A 22,053-nucleotide genomic window follows, 5' to 3' on the forward strand; every position below is an offset into this window, starting at 1 on the left:
GCCGACAACCCTCGAGCAGGTCCAGCGGCTCGAATCCGGTGACCACGATCGGAACGTGGAATTCGTCGACCAGCGGCCCGTATTCGCCGGTGCCCATCACCGTGCAGACGTGTCCGGCAGGCCGTCGACCTCCTGGAGGCGGGCACGCCGCAGCTGCGCAACGCCTACCCGCGTGCGGTCACCGCCGCGGGCAACGCGGTCGCGCAACAGACCCTTGCGGACGTGTTCGTGGTGACCGATCGGCAATGGCGCGGCATCGGCATGATCCCCAAGTCGGGATGGACACTGTCGCCGCGGTACGCACAGTTCGATGCCGAACTGAAGTTCGGGGTGGGGCAGCTGCGGGTGTCCGAATCGGCGGAATGCCACAGCGGGGAAGTGCTGCAGGGACTATTGAAACCCAACGAGTGCCCGGCATTCGGGAAATCCTGCACGCCGCGCACGCCGCTGGGCGCGACCATGGTGTCCAGCGAGGGCGCCTGCGCGGCGTACTACCAATTCCGCCGGTTGGAAGCCGCCGCCCATGCCTGAGTTGCCGGTCGCGATCGACCCGGCCGACTGGGTGTGTCCGCTGCCGCTGCGCGAGACGAAGCGCATCGTGCTGGGCCACGGCGGTGGCGGGGTGCTCTCCGAGGAATTGATCGAGAATCTGTTCCTGCCCGCGTTCGGCGGCGCGGCCGGCGCACCGCGCGATTCCGCGTTGGTCGACATCGCGGGCGGGCGCATAGCGCTGACCACCGATTCCTATGTGGTGCAACCGCTGTTCTTTCCCGGCGGAAACATCGGCGACCTCGCGGTCAACGGCACGATCAACGATCTGGCGTGCAGCGGAGCCCAGCCGGTCGCGCTGACCGCCGGGTTCATCCTGGAAGAAGGACTCGAGCTCGAGGTGCTGGGTGCGGTCGCCGAAACGATGGGCAAGGCGGCCGACAACGTCGGTGTCCGCATCGTCACAGGCGACACCAAGGTGGTCGCGCGCGGCGGTGCCGACCAGCTTTTCGTCAACACCGCCGGGGTGGGGGTGGTGCCCGCGGGCGTGCACATCGGGCCCGAGCGGGTGCGCGCCGGAGACCACATCATCGTGTCGGGCAACCTGGGCGAGCACGGCGTGGCCATCATGAGCGTGCGGGAGGGCATCGACTTCGGCACCGTCGTCACCACCGACAGCGCCCCGCTGCACCGCATGGTCGCGGCCATGCTCGACGCCGCCGGTGCCGCGGTGCACGCGCTGCGTGATCCCACCCGCGGCGGCCTGGTCGCCGCGGTCGTCGAGATCGCCCGCGCGGCAGCGGTGGGCATCGAACTCGATCAGGCGAAAATCCCGATTCCCGAGACGGTTTCGTCGGCCTGTTCGTTCCTCGGGCTGGACCCCCTGCAGGTGGCCAACGAGGGCAAGATGGTGGCGTTCGTCGACCCCGGCCACAGCGAAGCGGTGCTGAACACGATGCGGGCGCGCGCCGAGGGCGCGAACGCCGCGATCATCGGCCGCGTCGTCGCCCAACATCCCGGCATGGTGGTGGGCAGGACGCCCTTCGGCACCACGCAGGTCATCGAACGTCAACTGGGTGAACAACTTCCGCGTATCTGCTAGGAAGCCCACCAGTTCCGGTGGATGGCGCGACAGTCGTCGGCCAGCAGCTGGCCGGGGCTATCGAAGCCGGGCCGCACCGCCGCCGCGCCGGTGAAGTCCTGGCCGACCGTGTAGCCGTTGGTCACCACCAGGGTGGCCAGTCCCGCCGCCCGCGCGGCCCGCAGGCCGATCGCCGAATCCTCCACCGCCAGCGCCGATTCGGCGGGCAACGCAAGCGCATCGAGTGCATTGAGGTAGGCCTCGGGTTCCGGTTTGAGCCGCTCCACATCGTCGCCGGTGACAATCACCTCGGCAACTCCCGTCCCGACGACGTGGCGGACCAAGGGTTCGACCCAGCGCCGGCGACCGGTTGTCGCGATGCCGACGCGAATGCCGGCGGCGGCGAGATCGGCGATGAGCTCGGCGAGCCCGGGCCGTCCGGAGATCTCGCCGTTGAGAATGCGGTCGGTGAACAGTGCCGTCTTGGTTCGGTGGATGTCGTAGGCCAGCCGACCGGCGCGCCCGCCGAAACCTCGCTGCCGCAGGTCATACGCGATGCGGCGCCGGCCGCCCGCAATGGCCAGCAGGCGACCGTACGCCTCGGGCGTCCAGGCGATGTCCAGCCCGTGCCGCGCGAATGCGTCGTTGAATGCCAGCCGGTGCCCGTTCCTCTCGGTGTCGGCCAGCGTGCCGTCGACGTCGAAGATGACCGCCTTCAGCGCCACGAGTCATCCGGATCGCGCGGCGATGCTGCGCAGCGCGGCGTCGAAGACCGCCGTCGCGGTCAGGCCCACCTGTGCTGCCACCGCGGGTCCCGGACCGCTCTCGCCGAAGCGCTCGATGCCGATCACCGCGTCCCCGGGGCGCGCCAGTGCTCGCCAGCCGGTGGTCACGCCGGCCTCGATCCATACCACCGGTAGGTCGGGCAGGGCGGTGCCGTCGGCCACCAGGGGGGCCGAGATGCGTTCGCGCCACATTACCGAGACGACGATCGCGCAGATTCCATGCTCGCTCAACATATCGGCGGCTTCGAGGGCCAAGGCGACCTCCGAGCCGCTGGCCGCCAGCATGACGTGGGCGGTGTCGGCGACCGGTCGCACCACCCGCATGCCGTAATAGCGGATGTCGTCGAGCCCGGCACCGCCGAGTACCGGCAAGTCCTGGCGGCTGAGCACCAAAGCCGTTGGGCCATCGACGTTCTCTATCGCCAGCCGCCAGGCCAACGCCGCCTCGGCGGCATCGCCCGGACGCAGCACGGTCAGACCCGGAATCAGGCGCAGCGACTCCAGCTGTTCGACCGGTTGATGCGTTGGACCGTCCTCACCGACGTGGACCGAGTCATGCGTGAACACGTAGATCACGGGCAGTTTCATCAGGGCCGAGAGCCGCAAGGCCGGGCGCAGGTAGTCGGCGAAGACCAGAAAGGTGCTGCCGAAGGGCCGCAGCCCTCCGTGCAGGGCGATGCCGTTCATCATCGCCGCCATCGCGTGCTCGCGAATGCCGAAATGGATTGTGCGACCGCTGAAGTCGTCTGGCGTGACGTCGCCGCCGGGGATCGCGGTGTTGGTGGAGGCGGCCAGGTCGGCGGATCCGCCGACCAGCCCCGGATAGGCGGCGGCCATCGCTGCCAATGCCGTTCCGGATGCCTTGCGGGTGGCGCACTTTCCGCCCGAAGGCAACTCATCGGCCAGTGGTGTCAGCGCGGACAGGTCGTCGGGGATGGGAACCGAGTCGAGCGGGAAGTCCGCCGAGCTGCGCGGGTGGTCGACCTGCCACGCGGCGTGCGTCTGGGCCCAGAGCGCGTGGGCCGCGGCACCCCGCGCGGCCGCCGCGGCCGCGCTCGCGCTGACCGCGAGCGGCACGTGGAAGCGCTCGTCGGGCCAGTCCAGACGGGCGCGCATGGCGGCGAGCACTTCCGAACCCAGCGGGCTGCCATGGGCTTTGGGCGTCCCTTCGACCCCGGGCGCCCCGAAGCCGATCGTGGTGCCCACCCGGATGAACGTCGGCCGCCCGTCACCGTGGGCCGCCTCGGTAAAGGTGCGGTCGAGAGCGGTCACGTCGTTGCCGTCGGCCACCGCGAGCACTCGCCAGCCGTATGCGGCGAACCGCCCCTCGACGTCGTCTGCACAACTCTGCGATGCCGGTCCGTCGATGGTGATGTCGTTGTCATCGAAGATCACGATCAGCTTGCCCAGCCGCAGCCGGCCGGCCAGCGACGCGGCCTCGTGGCTGATGCCCTCCATCAGGTCGCCGTCCCCGGCCAGGACCCAGGTCCGGTGATCGACGACGGTGTGCTCGTCGGTGTTGCATCGGGCCGCCAACATCCGCTCGGCCAAGGCCATCCCGACGGCGTTGGCAAGTCCTTGTCCCAGTGGGCCCGTGGTGGTTTCGACACCGGGGGTGTGTCCGTGCTCGGGATGCCCGGGGGTCGACGAGCCGAGCTGGCGGAACCGCCGCAGTTCGGCGACAGGCAGGCCGTAACCGAACACGTGCAACAGGGCGTAGAGCAACATCGAGCCGTGGCCCGCCGACAGCACGAAGCGGTCGCGGTCCGGCCAGCGCGGGTCGGCGGGGTCGTGGCGCAGGTGCCGTGACCACAACGTCCAGGCGATGGCGCTGGCGCCCAGCGGCAGCCCGGGGTGTCCGCTGTTGGCGGCTTGCACGCCGTCGGCCGCCAAGAACCGCAGCGTGTTGATCGCAAGATCATCTAAATCATCGGTGCGATAAGGAGTTTCGATGGCGTTGGGTGCGATGCTCACTGTGGCACCAGCCTTCCGTTGGTCTCGCGGATGGCCGCGCGCAATGCGTTCGCCCGGTCGGTCATGTTCGGTCCGGCGAACAACGCCGAACCGGCGCAGAACACGTCGGCCCCGGCCGCCGCGGCACCGGCAATGGTGTGCGGTCCGATCCCGCCGTCCACTTCGAGTTCGACATCCAGTCCGCGCCCGTCGATTTCGGCGCGGGCGGCCGCGATCTTGGACTCCATGCTGGCCAGGTAGCCCTGACCACCGAATCCGGGGTTGACCGTCATGATCAGGAGCAGGTCGGTGATGTCGAGCACGTTGACGACCTCGCTCAGCGGGGTCGCCGGGTTGAGCGCCACGCCGGCGCGGGCGCCGAGTTCGCGGATGCGCGACAGGGTGCGGTGCAGGTGCCGGCACGCCTCGGCATGCACGATGACGATCTCGCAGCCCGCCTCGACCCATCGCGGCAGCATGGGGTCGGGATCCTCGACCATGAGGTGCGCCTCGAAGCCCATCGTGACCCGGCTGCGACAGGAGGCGATCACGTCGGGGCCGAAGGTCAGATTGGGCACGAACCGACCGTCCATGACGTCCCACTGAATGCGATCGATCCTCGCCCGCTCGATCGCCGTGACGTCGCGGCCGAGCTCGGCGAAGTCGGCCGGCAGGACCGACGCGACCAAAACTGGGCTCGTCACTGGGGCTCCTTCCTGCAAGTCGTTGCCGACAGGTTAGGGGGCGCGTCGGAAATGCCGGATCCCCCAAAGCGGGGAAATTCGGGGGGTGAGTGATTGAAAAAGCGGGTGATGGTAATCGCTTTCGCCATTATCGTGTTCGGATGATGCCGGTTACCGCGGCGCCGATTACGGGGCCCGTTCGAGTGGTGTTGGTCGACGACCACGAAATGGTCATCGAGGGGCTCAAGGCAATGCTCGCTGCTTTCAAGAACCGGGTGCGGGTGGTCGGGGAGGCGGTGGGCGCAGAAAACGCGCTGAAGGTGATCGCGAGCCTGCAACCCGACATCGTGCTGTGCGACGTGCGGATGCAGGGCGCGAGCGGACTGGACCTGTGCCGCGACATCCGGGAGCACACCCCGACCAGCAAGGTGATCCTGCTGTCGGTCTACGAGGACGAGCAGTATCTGTTCCAGGCGCTGCGCGTGGGCGCGTCGGGGTATCTGCTCAAAGGCATCAGCAGTGACGAGCTGGTGCGCCAGCTCGAATATGTCCAGGGCGGTTCGACCGCCATCGATGCGGGCCTGGCGGCACGCGCCGCCGATACGGCCGCCCGGCTGCAGCGCGACGAATTTTGGCCGGGTGCCCGGCAGGGTCTGAGCCAACGGGAGAGCGAGATCCTGTCGTTCGTGGTGGCCGGCCTGTCCAATCGCGGCATCGCCAGCAAACTCGTTATCGGCGACGAGACGGTCAAGAGCCACCTGCGCTCGATCTACCGGAAGCTGGGCGTCAACGACCGCACCGCGGCCGTCGCGGTGGCGCTGCGCGAGGGCATCTACCAGTGACCGGATCGGTGCGGGGCCTGGTGGACGCCGACCGTGAGGTGGCTCTGCTGCTCGACATCGTGGCGGCCACCGGCAGCGGTCCGGCGGTCGAGCCGGTGGCCGCGGCCGTCGCCCGGCTGATCACCGCGGCCACCGCCTCCGATGTGTGCTTCGTGCACGTTCTCGACGACTCCGGGGAGTCGCTGACGCTTGCCGGCGCCACGCCGCCCTTCGACGAGTGCATCGGCCAGGTCCAGCTGCGCCTGGGCGAAGGCGTCTCCGGTTGGGTGGCTCAACACCGCGACCCCGTCGTCATCACCAGCGGAAAGGAAGAAGACCCGCGCTACGTCCCGATACCGGCATTGCGCGGGTCGGACTTCACGTCGATGGCGTCGGTGCCGATGGAGACCGGGTTCGGCGGTCTCGTCGGCGTCCTCAACGTGCACACCGTGGCGCGGCGCGACTTCACCGACCGCGACATCCAGCTGTTGCTGGTCATCGGTCGGCTGACCGCCGGCGCGCTGGATCAAGCGCGCGTGCACCGGCAGCTGGCCGCCCGTGAACGCGTGCACGGCAGCTTCGCCGAACAGGTGATCGCCGCTCAGGAATCCGAGCGCAGGCGATTGGCGGGCGACATCCACGACGGAATCTCCCAGCGGCTGGTGAGCCTGAGTTATCGGCTCGATGCCGCCGTCCACGCGGTCGAGGTCGAGGACCGGGCCGAGGCCGCCGAACAGCTCGACAAGGCCCGCGACTTGGTCGATCTCACGCTCGCCGAAGCGCGGTCCGCGATCGGCGGGCTGCGTCCGCCGGTGCTCGACGACCTGGGCCTGGCCGGCGGTCTGGCCAGTCTGGTGTCCACCATCCCGGAGGTAGATCTCGACCTCGAGCTGGCCGACGAGCGCTTGCCCGAACACGTCGAGGTGGCGTTGTACCGCATCGCGCAGGAGTGCCTGCAGAACGTCGTCAAGCATTCTCGCGCGATGACGGCCAAAGTGCGCTTCGCCGTCGAGGCGGGGGTCGCCCGACTTGAAGTCGCCGACGACGGCGTGGGCATCCACGGATTTGACCCGCTCGATTCCGTGCCCGACCGGGCCCTGACCAGCTACGGCATGTTGTCCATGACGGAGCGCGCGGAGCTGGTGGGCGGCCGGTTGACCGTGCGGTCGGTGAACTCCGGGCCGAAGTCTGGCACCACGGTGACGGTGACCGTTCCGCTGGGCGATGGGCGCGGCGCCGGTCAGGCTGACTGAAGCGACGCGCGCAGCTGGAGGGCGGCGGAGTTCGCCACCACGTGCGCGGACAGCGCCTCCTGAGCAGCGGCGACCTTGGTCTCGTCACCCCTCCAGGCCGCCAGCGCCGGCGACACCAGAGCCCGGCCGAAGGAGAACGTCAACGGCCACGGCGTGCGGTGTGCCTGCATGGCCACCAGGTTCGCGGTGGCGCGGCTCGGCGACTGTCCTCCCGAGAGGAATGCGACGCCGGCGAGTTTCGCGGGCCACCCGCGCAGCACCGACACGGTGGCCTCGGCGACCTCTTCCGGGGTCGCCTTGACCGGATGGTCGTCGCCTTCGATGACCATGTTGGGTTTGAGCACGATACCGGCCAGATCCACTTGTAACAGGCCCAGCTGCTGGCGCACGGCGGCGTGCACCTCGGCGGTCACTTCGGCGCACCGGGCAAGGCTGTGGTCGCCCGTCATCAGCACCTCGGGCTCCACGATCGGCACCAAGCCCGCGTCCTGGCAGGCGGCCGCGTAGCGCGCCAACGCATTGGCGTTGCACGCGATGGCCCCCCAGCTGGGCGTGGTTTCGGTGATGGCAAAAACGGCCCGCCACTTGGCGAACGCCGCGCCCATCTCGGTGTAGCGGGACAGCCGGGCGGGGAGCTCGTCCAGCCCCTCGGTCACCGTCTCTCCCGGTAATCCCGGGCAGGGCTTGGCGCCGGTGTCGACCTTGATGCCGGGCAGGATGCCGAGGTCGCGGACGGCCTGTGCGAACGGGCGCCCGTCGCTGAACACCTGGCCCAGGGTTTCTTCGCAGAGGATGATCCCGGACACGCCGTCGGCCAGGCCGGGGGTGGTGGCCAGGATCTCGCGGTAGCTGCGTCTGCTGTCGGCGGTGGCGACGACGCCCGCCTGTTCCAGCCGCGCGGACATGGTCGCAACGCTTTCGTCGGCGGCGAGGATGCCTTTGCCCCGGGCCGTCATGGCCCGGGCGATCTGTGCGCATGTGTTCATCGGCGCTCCCTGTCTCTTCGGTCTGCGGACACGGTAGGAGCAGGCGTGATGGACGGCGTCACCCGAATGGTGGAGCTGGTGGGGGTTATTTAATGCTTAACTATTCACCTAAGTATTAGCCGCCTATTCTCGATAGACAGATTGATTATCGTGTTGGGACCATTCGAGCCATGACTGAGAGATGGAACGCGGGAGTCATCCCGTACGCGGAGATGGGTTACTGGCAGCCGGACTACGTGCCGAAGGACACCGACGTCCTGTGTGCCTTCCGAATCACCCCGCAGGAGGGGGTCCCGCCGGAGGAGGCGGGCGCCGCCGTCGCGGGGGAGTCGAGCACGGCGACGTGGACGGTGGTGTGGACCGACCGGCTCACCACCTTCGAGCATTACCAGGCCAAGTGCTATCGGGTCGACGCGGTGCCCAACGCGGCTGGACAGTGGATCGCCTGGATCGCCTACGACCTCGACCTGTTCGAGGAGGGCTCCATCGCCAACCTCACCAGTTCGATCATCGGCAACGTGTTCGGGTTCAAGCCGCTCAAGGCGCTGCGCCTGGAGGACATGCGGATTCCGACCCACTACGTCAAGACGTTTCAGGGCCCCGCCCACGGGATCGTCACTGAACGCGAACACCTCAACAAGTTCGGTCGGCCGCTGCTGGGCGCCACGACGAAGCCGAAGCTCGGGCTCTCCGCGCGCAACTATGGCCGGGTCGTGTACGAGGCGCTGCGCGGTGGACTGGATTTCACCAAGGACGACGAGAACATCAACTCCCAGCCGTTCATGCGGTGGCGGGACCGCTTCTTGTTCTGCATGGAGGCGGTGAACCGGGCCCAGGCCGCGACCGGGGAGATCAAGGGTCATTACCTCAACGTCACCGCCGGAACCATGGAGGAGATGTACGAGCGGGCGGAGTTCGCCGCCGAACTCGGCTCGGTGATCGTCATGATCGACCTCACCATCGGCTACACCGCGATCCAGTCGATGGCCAAGTGGGCCCGCGACAACAGCGTGCTCCTGCACCTGCATCGCGCCGGGCATGGAACCTACACCCGGCAAAAAAGCCACGGCGTCAGCTTCCGCGTCATCTCGAAGTGGATGCGGCTGGCCGGCGTCGACCACATCCACGCCGGAACCGTGGTCGGCAAGCTTGAGGGCGACCCCAACACCACCGCCGGCTTCTACGACACGCTGCGGCTGAACAGCATCGCCGCCGACCCGGTCAAGGGGCTCTATTTCGACCAGGAGTGGGCATCCATGCCCGGGGTCATGCCGGTCGCATCCGGCGGTATTCACGCCGGTCAGATGCACCAGCTCATCCACTACCTGGGCGAGGACGTCGTGCTGCAGTTCGGCGGCGGCACGATCGGTCACCCGATGGGAATCGCCGCCGGCGCCGAGGCCAACCGCGTCGCGCTGGAGGCGATGATCAAGGCCCGCAACGAGGGCCGTGACTACTACACGGAAGGCCCGGAGATCCTCAAGAAGGCCGCGTCGCGCAATAGGGCGCTGGACACCGCGCTGGCCACCTGGGGCGATATCACCTTCAACTACGAATCCACCGACACTCCCGACGTCGTCGCGACACCGACGCGGGTCTGACCGATCCGAGAGGAGCACGCCATGCGGATCACCCAGGGCACGTTTTCCTACCTGCCCGACTTCACCGACCAGGAGATCACCGCGCAGATCGGCTATGCGCTCGAGCACGGTTGGCCGCTCTCGGTGGAGTTCACCGACGACCCTCATCCGCGCAACACCTACTGGGAGATGTGGGGGCTGCCGATGTTCGACCTGAAGGACGCGGCCGGGGTGCTGCTCGAGGTGAACGCCTGCCGGGCGGCGAATCCCAACAGCTACGTCCGGCTCAACGCCTACGACGCCGGCCTGGGCCGGCAGACCACGGCGTTCTCGTTCATCGTTCACCGGCCCGCCGAGGAGCCGGGGTTCCGCCTGGAGCGCGCCGAGCGAGCCAACCGCCAGATCGGCTACACCACCTACGCGTACGCAACCGCGCGGCCGGTGGGGCAGCGATACGAATCGCCATGACCGCGTTTGGTTTCCGGCCCGGTGAGGTTGCTGAGGAGACCGAACCCGAGGTGCTCGGCGCGGACGCCGTCGTCGACCTGACGGCGGCCCGGGCCACCTCGGGTATCGATGAGGTGCTGTCGGCGCTGGACCGCGAGCTGGTCGGCCTGGAGCCGGTGAAGACCCGTATCGCCGAGATCGCGGCGCTGCTGTTGGTCGACCGCATGCGGGAACGGTTCGGCGTGCAGGCAGCCCAGCCGACTCTGCACATGTGCTTCACGGGCAACCCCGGCACCGGCAAGACCACGGTGGCAACGCGGATGGCCGACCTGCTGCACCGGCTTGGCTACCTGCGCCGCGGCCATCTGGTCAGCGTGACCCGCGACGACCTGGTCGGCGAGTACGTGGGGCACACCGCTCCCAAGACCAAGGACGTCATCAAACGCGCGATGGGCGGGGTGTTGTTCATCGACGAGGCCTACTACCTCTACAAGGCCGAAAACGAGCGCGACTATGGCGGCGAAGCGATCGAAATCCTGCTGCAGGTGATGGAGAACAACCGCGACGACCTGGTGGTGATACTGGCCGGCTACGCGGACAAGATGGACCAGTTCTTCTCGGCCAACCCTGGCATGCAGAGCCGGATCGCCCACCACATCACGTTCCCGGACTACACGGTCGGCGAGCTGGAGGACATCGCGGGGCTGATGATCGCGGGCCTGGGTTATCGGTTCTCCGAAGAGGCGCGCGGCGTGCTGCGCCAGTACCTGCAGCGGCGGCGCGACCAGCCGTGGTTCGCCAACGCGCGCAGCGTCCGCAACGCGCTGGAGCGGGCCCGGCTTCGGCACGCGCGGCGATTGCTGGAGCGGACCGACCCCGACGCTGAAACGAAGGTCGGGTTGCCCGAACTGACCACGATCGAGGCGGTAGATCTGTTGGCCAGTCGGGTGTTCGACGCCGACACACGGGAGAGCGCATGACGACAAACGCGCGCCTGCGGGCGCTGGTCGAAGTGGCCGATACGGGTTCGGTGCGTGGCGCCGCGGAACGCCTGGTGGTCACCGAATCCTCGATCTCGTCGGCACTGCGGGCGCTCAGCAGCGATATCGGCATCACCCTGGTCGACCGGCACGGCCGGGGAGTCCGCCTGACGCCGGCGGGGCTGCGCTACGTGGAGTACGCGCGGCGCATCCTCGGGCTGCACGACGAGGCGATCCTGGCCGCGCGCGGGGAGGCGGATCCCGAGAACGGTTCGATCCGGCTGGCCGCGGTGACGTCGGCCGGGGAGCTGCTGATCCCGGCGGCGCTGGCGTCGTTCCGCGAGCAGCACCCCGGCGTGGTGCTGCACGTCGACGTGGCCGCGCGTGGCCCGCTGTGGCCGATGCTGTCGCGACACGAAGTCGACCTGGTGTTCGCCGGCCGCCCGCCCGAGGACCTACGCACGAAGGTCCGGGTCCGCGCGATCAGCCCCAACACGCTCATCGTCGTGGGCGGGCCGGACATCGCCGAGGACTTCGAGCCGGCGAGGGCCACCTGGTTGTTGCGCGAGCCGGGTTCGGGCACCCGCTCGACGCTGATGACGTTGTTCGAGGAACTCGACGTCGCGCCGCCGCAACTGGTGCTGGGCTCGCACGGAGCCGTGGTATCGGCGGCCGTCGCGGGACTGGGTGTCACGCTGGTGTCGCGCCAGGCCGTGCAGCGCGAACTCGACGCCGGCGCGCTGGTCGAGCTGCCGGTGCCGGGCACCCCGATCAAGCGGCCCTGGCACGTGGTCAGCCAACCCACCCCGCCGATGGCCACCGAACTGCTCATCGGCCACCTGGTGTCGCACCCGGAACTCGGCTGGCGGCAGGTCAGCGCGGTGCGCCGGGCGTCGTAAACGCGCCGGACGCCCGGTCTTTCTGCCGAGAATCACGCTAGCGTGGCTGCCGCCGTCGAACGTTGCACTGGCGTGACGCTCGGCGAGCGACGGTGGCCGTCAGCGCCGCAGCGTGTCGGACGGCGCTTCTCCCCAACGCTTGCGGTACTCCACCGCGAAACTGCCGAGGTGGTTGAAACCCCATCGCTCGGCGACGGCCGTCACGGTGATGCCATCGGTGGGCATCGCGTCCATGAGCTCCTCGTGCACCCGTTCGAGCCGGCGCTCGCGAACGTAGGTCATCGGCGTCATGTTCAGCTCCTCGCGGAAGCCCTGCTGGATCGACCGAACACTCATGTGCACTGCCCTGGCGAGCTCGTCCATCGTGATGCGCTCGGCGAGATGGTCGTCGATGAAGTTCATCGCGTCATGGACCACGGCCCGGCGCGGGTCCGGCTGGGCGGGCTGCAGAAACTCCGCGTAGTAGTTGGATGGCTGCAACTGCAGCAGCGTGCTCATCACCAACTCCTCGATCGCGCCGATGCCCTGGCCGCGCTGAATCAGCGATCCCGGGTGGAACACCTCGGTGTGGATGAGCTGTACCGCGGTGTGCCACCGCATCGCGGCCTCGCTGGCCAGGTCGAAATCCGGCTCGAATTCCAGCGGCTTGGTCAGGCTCTTGCCCAGCAGCCGGGTCAGGTGGGCTGCCATGGCGCGCTGTTCGATCCGGATCAACAGCTGCGGGGAGTCGTGGTCGAACTGGATCCGCAGCGTCTCGCCGGGGCTGGTCACCAGCGCGCGGATCGTGTTGGCCTCGAAGCTGCGGCCGCGGTGTTCGACCAGCGCCCGCCCGTTCATCGGCATATGCACGCCGAAGTATTGGCCGAGTACCGGAATGTCGATGGTGGCCGCGACGTGCACGTCGAGGTACAGCATGCTGACGTTGCGTAGCCGCACGCCGTGCATGGTCGCAGCAAACCCCCCGGCGTCATCCGGACCGACATGCAACGACAGCGGCGCCAACGCCTTGGCCATCAGTCTCATGGCCTCGGTCGGGTTCTCCGTGTAGAAGATCTCGTTGTCGGCCAGCGCGGGCGGGACCCCGCGCGAACGCACCTTTCGCCGAACCGGGTTGGCCGTCCGGCGGACGTCGATGTAGCCCAGTCGGGTTAGCCGCGACACCGCGTATCGCCTGCTCGGTGCCGCGCCGGCGCGCCCCGGAAAGGTGAAGCGTCTAGTAAATAATCGATGGCGATCATGCAAGTCTCCGGCCGACTGAGCGCGCGTCAACGCGCCTAACTCTTCGCAATCCTGACAGCTGCTGCGCGAAAGCGATAGGCAGAACCGGAACGGGCCGCTATTTTTGTGATCGAGACCACAGCCTGCTGTGGCTCTCTCGGTATCGGGACTCAGCCCACCCGATTCCCCAAGGAGGTGCCATGTCGGCAAACGGTCAACTCGTCGAGCTGTCGCCGGCCGACCAACTGCGCGGCCGACTCGACGACCCCGCGGTCGCCGAGTCGCTCAACAACCTGCTTGACCATGCCGATCTCCTGGCGATCCTGCTGAGAGGTCTGGACGGCTTCGTCCGCCGGGGTGACGAGATCAGCGAGACGCTGGCATCGGCGGTCGACGAGCTGCGCGCGGGAGCGTCGAGCGCCAACTTGCCCAGTTTCGACGGTGTGGCATCCGAGCTGCGGTCGGTCGATCTGCAGGCGCTCGCGGCGAGCGTGTCGTCACTGGCCGCGGCGATCGTGACGGCGACTCCGGCCTTGAACAAGATCCTGCAGTCGCCCCTGGTCGATCCCCAAGCGGTCGACGTGCTGGCGGAGTTGAGCCGTGCCCTGGTCGAAGGCAAGGCCGCCGCCGCGGCGGACCCGGGTGGTCCCAAGGGATTGTTCGGGCTGTGGCGGGTGAGCAAGGACAAAGACATCAATCGGGGCGTTGGCTTTCTGGTGCAGGTAGCCCGCGCGTTCGGCAAGCACCTCCCGCAGTAGCAGACCTTCGGCCCACGATTACCAATGCGGTCGCGCCCTCGACCGTTATTTCGAGAGGAGTTTCTATGGCTTCCGTTTTATGGTTTCAAGGCGGGGCATGTAGTGGAAATACCATGTCGTTTCTCAATGCCGAGGAACCGAATGTCGTCGATCTGATCGTCGATTTCGGCCTCGATTTGTTGTGGCACCCGTCGTTGGGGCTGGAACTGGGAAAGAATGCGCAAAAGGTCTTCTGGGACTGCGCCAACGGCGCCCGGCCGCTAGACATTTTCGTGTTCGAGGGCACGGTGATCGAGGCGCCCAACGGCACCGGCCGCATGGACATGTTCGCCGACCGCGCGATGAAGGACTGGGTCACCGACCTCGCGGCCGCCGCGCAGATCGTGGTGGCCATCGGCGACTGTGCGTGCTTCGGCGGCATACCGGCCATGGAGCCAAACCCGTCGGCGTCGACCGGCCTGCAATTCCACAAACGCGACAAGGGCGGGTTCCTCGGCCCGGACTTCCGGTCCAAGATGGGCCTGCCGGTGATCAACATCCCCGGTTGTCCGGCACACCCCGACTGGATCACCCAGATCCTCGTCGCATTGGCCACCGGGCGGGCCGGCGACATCACCCTTGACGAGTTGCACCGGCCGGAGACGTTCTTCAAGACGTTTACCCAAACCGGTTGCACCCGAGTGCAATTCTTTGAGTACAAGCAGTCGACGATGTCGTTCGGTGAGGGTACCCGCACCGGTTGTCTGTTCTACGAATTCGGCTGCCGGGGGCCGATGACGCACTCCCCGTGCAACCGGATCCTGTGGAACCGCCAGTCGTCGAAGACCCGCGCCGGCATGCCGTGCCTGGGCTGCACCGAACCGGAATTCCCGCATTTCGACCTGGCGCCGGGAACCGTGTTCAAGACGCAGAAGGTGAGCGGCATGATCCCGCGGGAGGTCCCCGAGGGCTCGGATCACCTGACCTATATGGCCCATGCCGCGGCCGCCAGGATCGCTGCGCCGCAATGGTCCAAGGAAGACATGTTCGTGGTCTGACGACCCGGCACGCCCAGGTACTGCACCGAATTCAGGAGGACTATTCATGACTGCGCTCGACCTCTATGTCAGCCCGTTGGGCCGCGTCGAGGGGGACCTCGACGTTCGCGTCACTGTTGAGGACGGCGTTGTCACGTCGGCCTGGACCGAGGCCGCGATGTTCCGCGGCTTCGAAATCATCTTGCGGGGCAAGGACCCTCAGGCCGGCCTCATCGTGTGCCCGCGCATCTGCGGCATCTGCGGTGGCAGCCACCTGTACAAGTCGGCGTATGCGTTGGACACCGCGTGGCGAACGCACATGCCGCCCAACGCCACCCTGGTGCGCAATATTTGCCAGGCCTGCGAGACGCTGCAGTCGATCCCGCGCTACTTCTATGCCCTGTTCGCGATCGACTTGACCAACAAGAACTATGCGAAGTCAAAGCTTTACGATGAAGCGGTGCGCCGGTTCGCGCCCTACGTGGGCACGAGTTATCAACCGGGCGTGGTGCTTTCGGCGAAGCCGGTCGAGGTGTACGCGATCTTCGGTGGGCAGTGGCCGCACTCGAGCTTCATGGTTCCCGGCGGGGTGATGTGCGCGCCAACGCTGTCCGACGTCACACGCTCGATCGCGATCCTCGAGCACTGGAAAGACAATTGGCTGGAGGCCCGCTGGCTCGGGTGCACCATCGACCGGTGGCTGGAGAACAAGACCTGGGACGACGTGCTCGCCTGGGTGGACGAGAACGAATCCCATTACAACAGCGACTGCGGCTTTTTCATTCGCTACTGCCTGGACGTCGGCCTGGACAAGTACGGCGCCGGCGTGGGCAACTACATCTCCACCGGCACCTATTTCGACCCGTCGCTGTACGAGAACCCGACCATCGCTGGGCGCAACGCCGCGTTGATCGGCCGCTCGGGTGTGTACGCCAAGGGCCAGTGGTACGAGTTCGACCAGGCCAACGTCCGTGAGGACGTCACGCATTCGTTCTACGAGGGCAGCCGCCCGCTGCACCCGTTCGAAGGAGAGACGATTCCCATCGATCCCGAACAGGGCCGCAAAGAGGGCAAGTACAGCTGGGCCAAGTCGCCCCGCTACGCCGTCGGAAACCTGGGCAACATCCCGCTGGAAGCGGGCCCGTTGGCGCGCCGGATGGCGGCCGGCGGACCCAACGCCGCCGCCCACCAGGACAACGACCCGCTGTTCGTCGACATCATGAACAAGATCGGGCCCAGCGTCATGGTCCGCCAGCTGGCCCGCATGCACGAGGGCCCGAAATACTATAAGTGGACCCGGGAGTGGCTCGACCAGCTCGACCTCAAGGAGAGCTTCTACTCCAAGCCGATCGAACACGCCGAGGGCATGGGCTTCGGTTCCACCGAGGCGGCCCGTGGCGCGTTGTCGGACTGGATTGTCATCGAGGACAACAAGATCAAGAACTACCAGGTGGTCACGCCCACCGCGTGGAACATCGGCCCGCGGGACAGCGGGCAGGTGCTCGGGCCGATCGAGAGCGCGCTGGTCGGCTCGCCCATCGTGGACGCCGAAGACCCGGTCGAGCTGGGCCACGTGGCCCGTAGTTTCGACTCCTGTCTGGTGTGCACGGTGCACGCCTATGACGGCAAGACGGGTAAAGAGCTGTCCCAGTTCGTGATCAACGGGATGGTGTGATTCTGACGTCCTATGATTGCGGCTTGGGCGCCAGAGACGACTTGAACGCCGACATCGACATCGACCCGCCGGGATGCGCGGTGTTGGTGGTCGGCTGCGGCAACCTGTTGCGTGGTGACGACGGTGTCGGACCGGTTCTGGTCCGCCACCTCTGGGAACGCGGAGTCCCCGACGGGGCCCGCCTGGTCGATGGTGGGACCGCGGGCATGGACGTCGCGTTCCAGATGCGTGGCGCCGACAAGGTGGTGATCATCGACGCCGCCGCGACGGGCTCCGCCCCGGGCACCATCTTCAAGGTGCCGGCCACGGAGCTGGCGGCCCTGCCGCCGCTGCAGGGTCTGCACACCCACTCCTTCCGCTGGGACCATGCCATCGCGTTCGCCCGCTGGGCACTTGGCGAGGACTGTCCGACCGACATCACCGTCTACCTCGTCGAGGTGGCGGGCGTGGAGCTCGGCGCGGACCTGTCGCCACGGGTGCGGGCGGCCATGGAGCTGGTCATCGACCGCATCGAGGCCGACCACCTGGCCGCCCTTCGGCCGGCCGCCGCTCCCGAGGTCACCGTGGAATTCACCGCCGACGGTTACTTGCGGCTGGATGCCGCGTTGGCCGCCAGTCGATTTCCCTCCGACGCGGTGGCCGCGGTAATCCGCGACGAGGACCTGTGGCTGATCCCGTTGCGCGGTCCGCGCAGCGGGGGACTGCTGCTCAAGCAGCGCAACCCCGCGGGGGACCGGTCGCTGCTCATCCGCGAGGTGATCGCTGACCGCGCAATGTCGGGCGTCGCTGGTGCATTCTGGGACGATGCAACCAAGTCGCTGCGTATCCCGTTGCAGGGCCGGCGGGAGCCGCCGGGGTGATTCTGATGGCTGAGCGGCCGACGGATGGGGGGCAGCGCGAACGCCCGCCGACGGTGGTGCGCGCCGACAGTTCGGCCGACGAGGCGCTGGACGTGCAGACCGTCGTCGTCGAGGAATGCGGCCGCTGGTTCGTCGAGATCATCGTCGTGTTCGCCGACGGTGTGGTGCGAAAGCGGATCGACGGGCACTCCACCAAGCGCCGCGCGGAGCTGTCGGCCAACCTGATCAAACGCGCCGCCGAGCGCAATATCCGAGGACCGCTCAATGGGTGAACGCCATGACCACGACCGCTGAAGTCGCCCCGGCCGCAGCCCTGGCGGCCCGACCGCAGGCGCTCGGCGCCTTCCCGTTGCCGCTGGGCTATCTGCTGATCCCCGCGGGCACCGAGTACGACGCGGTGCGCTCGGCGCTGTTGAACGGCAACGAACCAGCCGCCTGGCCCGACGGACTGCGAGCACTGCAGCTCGCCCATTCCGGCGATGTCGAGGCGGCATTGGGCCTGTTGACCGGTGGCGATCCGGTGACCCGCTACAACCGGTTCGTGCTGGCACCCGACGGTGTCGACACCGACAGGCTGCGTGCCGATCTCGGTGAATTCGGAATCTTGGTCGATTTGGTGCTGTTCACGGTCGGGCAGCGCGACACTCCGCCCGAGGTCGAGGGCAGCACCGGTGAACTGGCCGCCGTCGCGTTGTCCGCTCAGGCCAGTCATGCTCTTGCGCAAGGGGATTCGGTGGGCGCGGTCGCGCTGCTGGAGCGCGCCGCCCAGCTCGCCGCCGAGGTGTCGCCCGCCCTGGAAGGCATGCTGACCGGCGCGGCCGGATCCATCAGCCGCGACATCGATGAACCATCGGCCCAGCCCCGCCTGGAACGGGCGTTGCGCCTGCTCGACGGCGCCGACGGTCTGCGCATAGCCCGTGCGGAACTGCATCTCACCGTCGCGGGGCTGATACACGAACGCGCCCAAGACAATCCGGGGCTGCTGGCTCAGGCGATACCGCACTACCACTCCACGCTGCAGCTGGTGTTGCGCGAGGAGGCGCCGCTGCTGTGGGCCTCGGCGCACGCGAACCTGGCGACCGCGTACCTGACCATGCCGATGGTGGAGGCGTCCGGCCAGCTGCGTCTCGGGGTGGCGGCGCAGTCGCTGCGCTCCGCGCTGAAGGTCTACACCCCCGAGAGCTACCCCGAGCAGTGGGCGAGCGTGCAGCTGAACCTGGCCAATTCGCTGGTGTACACGCCGTCCAAGCACCAGGCCGACAACCTCGCCGAGGCGGTCGAACTCTACGAGGCCGTGCTCGCCGCCCGCGACCGCGACACCGACCCGCTGGGCCGGGCGAGGGTGCTGGCCAACCAGGGCAACGCCCTGGCCCACCTCGGGATGTTCGACCAGGCCAAGGCCAAGCTCTACGAGGCCCGCTTCCTCTTCGAGGAGCAGCAAGACCACGATTCCGTGCGCGCGGTGCGCGGCGTGCTGGACGAGATCGCCAGGCAGAAGGCACTTCTGCGTTCCGGGGACGTCACATGACGGTGGTGTCCAAGGCTTCGGAGCCCCGCCTCGAAGAGCTGGCCAAGCGAGTCGACGACGCGGTCTCGGCCTTAGCCGGCCTCGACCCGAAGGCCCGCGCCGTGGCCGAGGAACTCAAGGACGCCCTCGAGGCCGTGCACCGCGCGGGACTGGCCACCATGGTGCGCCGGATGCGCGCGGACGACGCCGCCCGCGCGGTGCTCTTCGAGCTGGTCGACGACCCGGTGGTGCATCTGCTGCTCTCGCTGCACGGGATCATCCGGCCCGACCCGCTCACCCACGCCAACCGGGTGCTGGAATCCGTGCGACCCCAGTTGCAGAGCCACGGCGGTGATGTCGCCCTGGTCCGCGTCGAGGACGGCACCGCCTACGTGCGGCTGGAGGGAGCCTGCAACGGTTGCTCGATGTCGTCGGTAACCCTGCGCAATCTCGTCGAGGAGGCGTTGGTGCAGGGCGTGCCCGCCATCTCGGCCGTCGAGGTACTGCCCAACGAGCCGTCGCCGACCCTGATACCGATCGAGGCGCTCCGCATCGGTCCGGCCTCCGGCCGCGACGGCTGGGCCAAGGTCGGCCCCGCCGCGGGCCTGGCCGACGGCGACGTGACGGCATGCACTCTGACGGCGGATTCGGGGGAGCGGGCCGCGGTGATCGTCGTCAGCGTCGACCATCGGTTGTCCGCGTATCGCAACGAGTGCGCGCACGAGGCAATGCCGTTGGACAACGCGATCCTCGACGTGGAAAACGGCACGCTCACCTGCCCGTGGCACGGCTTCTGCTACGACGCATCCTCGGGTGAATGCCTCAGTGCGCCCGGGGCGCAACTCGAACAGTTGCCGCTGCGCGTCGACAACGGAGACGTTTGGGTCCGAGTGCGCGGATGAGCCGCTACACGGTCCGGCGCAACATCACCGCCCTGCCCCCCCGGGTCGACCCGGTGACCGACCTCGACCTCACCGGCGGGTGGTCACCGGATGTCTGGCTGGGCGCGCCGGCCCCGGGCGGCCTCGCGCTGCCGCCGGCGAAACCCACCATGGCGTGGATGTATTCGCCGCGCGGCGTGTTCTTGGGGGACGACCTCCTGGTGACCGCCGACTCCGGCAACCATCGAATCCTGCTGTGGCACGGCGTCCCAACGGTCGACGAGCAACCGGCCGATGTCGTGTTGGGTCAGCCGGACGGCTCGACGGAGGGGCGCGCGGCCGGCGGGCGGGGACCGGAACGGGGGATGAACCTGCCCACCGGGGTGCTGGTGCATGACGGTCGGCTCGTCGTCGCCGACGCCTGGCATCACCGCATCCTGATCTGGGACACCGTCCCGCAGCGCAGCGACGTCGCCCCGGACCTCGTGCTCGGACAGCCCGACGCATCGTCGGTGGAACCCAACGGCGGCGCCGAATGCGGGGCCGGCTCCTTCTACTGGCCGTTCGGGATCGCGGTGGTCGGCGGAGCGTTCTGGGTGGCCGATACCGGCAATCGCCGTGTCCTGGGGTGGCGGAAGGGAATTCCCGCCCCCGGCCAACCCGCCGACATGGTGCTCGGCCAACCGAGCGCGGCGCACCGCGAGGAGAACCGGGGCGAAAGCGCCGGCCCGGCGAGCTTTCGCTGGCCACACGACATCGCCGGCCGCGACGACCTGCTGCTGATCGCCGACGCGGGCAACCACCGCATCCTGGGCTGGTCGCCCCCTCCGGATGGCGACCGACCCGCCGATGTCTTGATCGGCCAGCCGGACTTCGGCAGTTCGCAGGAATGGCCGTACGGTCCGCACACCGGTGATCGGTTCCGGTTTCCCTACGCGCTCGGCCTGGCGGATGATCGGCTGGCCGTGGCGGACACCGCGAACAACCGAATCTTGTTGTGGGACAGCGTCCCGACGCAGGGCCGCCCGGCCGACCATGTACTGGCCCAGCCGCACTTCGGCGCCAACGGCGAGAATCGCTGGACGTCGGTGCAGCGCGACACCCTATGCTGGCCGTACGGGCTGTCACTGCGCGGGGACCGACTCGCGGTTGCGGACTCGGGCAACAATCGCGTCGTGATCTGGCGGCGGCGGTGAGGCCGCGGATCGTCCAGGCCGACGGGCAGATCGGGTTCTATTGGGCCACCGCGGCCGGCGCGCCGACCTCGCTGCAGCGGCTGGTGGCCTACGACGGCGAGGCGGATCGCCTGGTGGCCACGCACTTGGAAGCTCTCGACGACGCGTTGATCGCTGCTGCCGAGCGGTTCGGCGAAATACTCGGCGGTGGGCGGGCACCCGCCGATGCCACCGAGCGCGACGAACTGCTGGATCTGCACCGCGCGCTGGACCGGCTGTGCCTCGAGTACGCGGAATCCACCGAGTCCGTCGGGGTTACACCTGACTTGCGTGCCGGCAAGATCATCGGAACGGCGGCGTTGTTCTCGATCTGCGCCCGGCGGCCGCTGGGGCTGCTGGGCCCGGCGCCGCTGGACGGCCAACTCGACCAACCGGCCCTCGGCGTCGTGGGCGGCTTCGGAGAGATGCAGCACGTGGATCCTGCGCGGCCCTGGATGGGCGGCCGCTGGGTCGTGCGCACCGAGGCGGGGCAACGGTTTCCGCTGACATTGTCGATGCTGATGTTCGACAGTTCCGGGGTCAACAAGGACGCCGCTCGCCGTGAGCACCTGGACATGCTCAGCGCCGTGACCGCGGGATCGCGCAGCGCCGACGCCGACCCGCTCGCCGTCACGTGCGCCCTGGACTGGTTGCTCTATGACTGGTTGATGGCGCACCGCGACGGGGACGACAGCGCCGAGATCGTCTTTCCCAAAGGGTACGAAGCCGACGCCGGCGTGATCGTCGACGCGGCGGCCGCATCGGTGGTGGCCAGGGCGACATTCGACCCGGGGCTGGTCGGAATCACCTGAGTTATCCCCCAATTCGGGGTTCACCGGGAGCGGGCCCGCGACCAAACTAGCGGGCGTGGACACCCATCTTCTGCTCATGGTCGGGGCGGCCGTCGCACTGGCGGCCGGCTGCGAGGTCATGGTCGAGCTGGCCATCACCATGATTTTTGACCGCA

21 protein-coding genes and 2 pseudogenes are annotated in these 22,053 nt (G+C 68.1%); 17 read left to right on the plus strand and 6 right to left on the minus strand.

Annotated features, from left to right (window positions below):
• A pseudogene (locus A5695_RS27660) lies at positions 1-118 on the minus strand (hydrogenase formation protein HypD); the annotation flags it as partial.
• Here A5695_RS27660 and A5695_RS14930 point away from each other — a divergent pair.
• Both A5695_RS14930 and hypE read left to right on the plus strand, forming a co-directional pair.
• Positions 112-531: pseudogene (locus tag A5695_RS14930) on the plus strand (hydrogenase formation protein HypD); the annotation flags it as partial. The pseudogenes A5695_RS27660 and A5695_RS14930 sit on opposite strands and share 7 nt — an antisense overlap.
• A complete protein-coding gene (gene hypE / locus A5695_RS14935; protein ID WP_068083247.1) occupies positions 524-1,591 on the plus strand; it encodes a hydrogenase expression/formation protein HypE in 1,068 nt (355 codons plus the stop codon). The pseudogene A5695_RS14930 and the gene hypE, both read left to right, overlap by 8 nt.
• On the opposite strand, the gene A5695_RS14940 is transcribed toward hypE, so the two are convergent.
• From A5695_RS14940 to rpe, 3 genes are read right to left on the minus strand one after another with little or no spacing between them, the layout of a single operon-like run.
• The gene (locus tag A5695_RS14940) at positions 1,588-2,295 is read right to left on the minus strand and encodes an HAD-IA family hydrolase (protein ID WP_082946109.1); all 708 of its coding nucleotides are present in this window, start codon (positions 2,293-2,295) and stop codon (positions 1,588-1,590) included. The genes hypE and A5695_RS14940 overlap by 4 nt on opposite strands.
• 3 nt (positions 2,296-2,298) lie before the next feature.
• Positions 2,299-4,329 carry a transketolase gene (gene tkt / locus A5695_RS14945; RefSeq protein WP_082946110.1) on the minus strand — a complete coding sequence of 677 codons (2,031 nt, stop codon included), beginning with the start codon at positions 4,327-4,329 and terminating at the stop codon, positions 2,299-2,301.
• Positions 4,326-5,012, minus strand: coding sequence for a ribulose-phosphate 3-epimerase (gene rpe / locus A5695_RS14950; RefSeq protein ID WP_082946111.1), 687 nt, complete (start codon positions 5,010-5,012; stop codon positions 4,326-4,328). Before rpe ends, tkt begins: the two co-directional genes overlap by 4 nt.
• Positions 5,013-5,155: 143 nt before the next feature.
• Between rpe and A5695_RS14955 the strand changes: the two genes are divergently transcribed.
• Together A5695_RS14955 and A5695_RS14960 are read left to right on the plus strand one after the other, a co-directional pair.
• Positions 5,156-5,833 (plus strand): response regulator, encoded by a 678-nt coding sequence (locus A5695_RS14955; protein ID WP_369830192.1) that lies wholly within the window; start codon positions 5,156-5,158, stop codon positions 5,831-5,833.
• Complete coding sequence (locus A5695_RS14960) at positions 5,830-7,065, plus strand: GAF domain-containing sensor histidine kinase (RefSeq protein ID WP_068083252.1); 1,236 nt, start codon at positions 5,830-5,832, stop codon at positions 7,063-7,065. Before A5695_RS14955 ends, A5695_RS14960 begins: the two co-directional genes overlap by 4 nt.
• On the opposite strand, the gene A5695_RS14965 is transcribed toward A5695_RS14960, so the two are convergent.
• Positions 7,053-8,051, minus strand: a complete 999-nt coding sequence (locus A5695_RS14965) for a class I fructose-bisphosphate aldolase (RefSeq protein WP_068083255.1) — start codon at positions 8,049-8,051, stop codon at positions 7,053-7,055. The two genes, A5695_RS14960 and A5695_RS14965, sit on opposite strands and share 13 nt — an antisense overlap.
• 170 nt (positions 8,052-8,221) lie before the next feature.
• On the opposite strand from A5695_RS14965, the gene A5695_RS14970 reads away from it, so the two are divergent.
• From A5695_RS14970 to A5695_RS14985, 4 genes are read left to right on the plus strand one after another with little or no spacing between them, the layout of a single operon-like run.
• Entirely contained in the window at positions 8,222-9,652 is a 1,431-nt protein-coding gene (locus tag A5695_RS14970) for a form I ribulose bisphosphate carboxylase large subunit (RefSeq protein ID WP_068083258.1), read from the plus strand.
• 21 nt (positions 9,653-9,673) lie between these two features.
• Complete coding sequence (locus A5695_RS14975; protein ID WP_068083261.1) at positions 9,674-10,099, plus strand: ribulose bisphosphate carboxylase small subunit; 426 nt, start codon at positions 9,674-9,676, stop codon at positions 10,097-10,099.
• Positions 10,096-11,058 carry a CbbX protein gene (gene cbbX / locus A5695_RS14980; RefSeq protein WP_068083263.1) on the plus strand — a complete coding sequence of 321 codons (963 nt, stop codon included), beginning with the start codon at positions 10,096-10,098 and terminating at the stop codon, positions 11,056-11,058. The genes A5695_RS14975 and cbbX overlap by 4 nt, the downstream gene beginning before the upstream one ends.
• Positions 11,055-11,957 (plus strand): LysR family transcriptional regulator, encoded by a 903-nt coding sequence (locus A5695_RS14985; RefSeq protein WP_068083267.1) that lies wholly within the window; start codon positions 11,055-11,057, stop codon positions 11,955-11,957. Before cbbX ends, A5695_RS14985 begins: the two co-directional genes overlap by 4 nt.
• A 99-nt stretch (positions 11,958-12,056) precedes the next feature.
• On the opposite strand, the gene A5695_RS14990 is transcribed toward A5695_RS14985, so the two are convergent.
• Positions 12,057-13,118, minus strand: a complete 1,062-nt coding sequence (locus A5695_RS14990; RefSeq protein WP_068083270.1) for an AraC family transcriptional regulator — start codon at positions 13,116-13,118, stop codon at positions 12,057-12,059.
• A 257-nt stretch (positions 13,119-13,375) separates the two neighbouring features.
• Here A5695_RS14990 and A5695_RS14995 point away from each other — a divergent pair, with 257 nt between their 5' ends.
• The 9 genes from A5695_RS14995 to A5695_RS15035 all read left to right on the plus strand — a co-directional run bounded on the left by A5695_RS14995 (position 13,376) and on the right by A5695_RS15035 (position 21,898).
• Entirely contained in the window at positions 13,376-13,933 is a 558-nt protein-coding gene (locus A5695_RS14995) for a DUF1641 domain-containing protein (RefSeq protein ID WP_068083273.1), read from the plus strand.
• A 65-nt stretch (positions 13,934-13,998) separates the two neighbouring features.
• A complete protein-coding gene (locus A5695_RS15000) occupies positions 13,999-14,970 on the plus strand; it encodes a hydrogenase (RefSeq protein ID WP_068083276.1) in 972 nt (323 codons plus the stop codon).
• A 46-nt stretch (positions 14,971-15,016) separates the two neighbouring features.
• Complete coding sequence (locus tag A5695_RS15005) at positions 15,017-16,624, plus strand: nickel-dependent hydrogenase large subunit (RefSeq protein ID WP_068083279.1); 1,608 nt, start codon at positions 15,017-15,019, stop codon at positions 16,622-16,624.
• A gap of 86 nt (positions 16,625-16,710) precedes the next feature.
• Entirely contained in the window at positions 16,711-17,484 is a 774-nt protein-coding gene (locus A5695_RS15010; protein WP_068083457.1) for a hydrogenase maturation protease, read from the plus strand.
• Positions 17,485-17,489: 5 nt separating this feature from the next.
• A complete protein-coding gene (locus A5695_RS15015) occupies positions 17,490-17,756 on the plus strand; it encodes a hypothetical protein (protein WP_068083463.1) in 267 nt (88 codons plus the stop codon).
• Positions 17,757-17,761: 5 nt separating this feature from the next.
• On the plus strand, positions 17,762-19,012 hold the full coding sequence (locus tag A5695_RS15020) for a hypothetical protein (protein WP_068083460.1): 1,251 nt from the start codon (positions 17,762-17,764) through the stop codon (positions 19,010-19,012).
• Positions 19,009-19,893, plus strand: a complete 885-nt coding sequence (locus A5695_RS15025) for a NifU family protein (RefSeq protein WP_068083282.1) — start codon at positions 19,009-19,011, stop codon at positions 19,891-19,893. The genes A5695_RS15020 and A5695_RS15025 overlap by 4 nt, the downstream gene beginning before the upstream one ends.
• Positions 19,890-21,068: an NHL repeat-containing protein gene (locus A5695_RS15030; protein WP_068083285.1), complete on the plus strand. Its 1,179-nt coding sequence runs from the start codon at positions 19,890-19,892 to the stop codon at positions 21,066-21,068. Before A5695_RS15025 ends, A5695_RS15030 begins: the two co-directional genes overlap by 4 nt.
• Entirely contained in the window at positions 21,065-21,898 is an 834-nt protein-coding gene (locus A5695_RS15035) for a hypothetical protein (protein ID WP_068083287.1), read from the plus strand. Before A5695_RS15030 ends, A5695_RS15035 begins: the two co-directional genes overlap by 4 nt.
• Positions 21,899-22,053: the final 155 nt, after the last annotated feature.

Source organism: Mycobacterium sp. E1747 (assembly GCF_001667775.1).
Lineage (GTDB): Bacteria > Actinomycetota > Actinomycetes > Mycobacteriales > Mycobacteriaceae > Mycobacterium.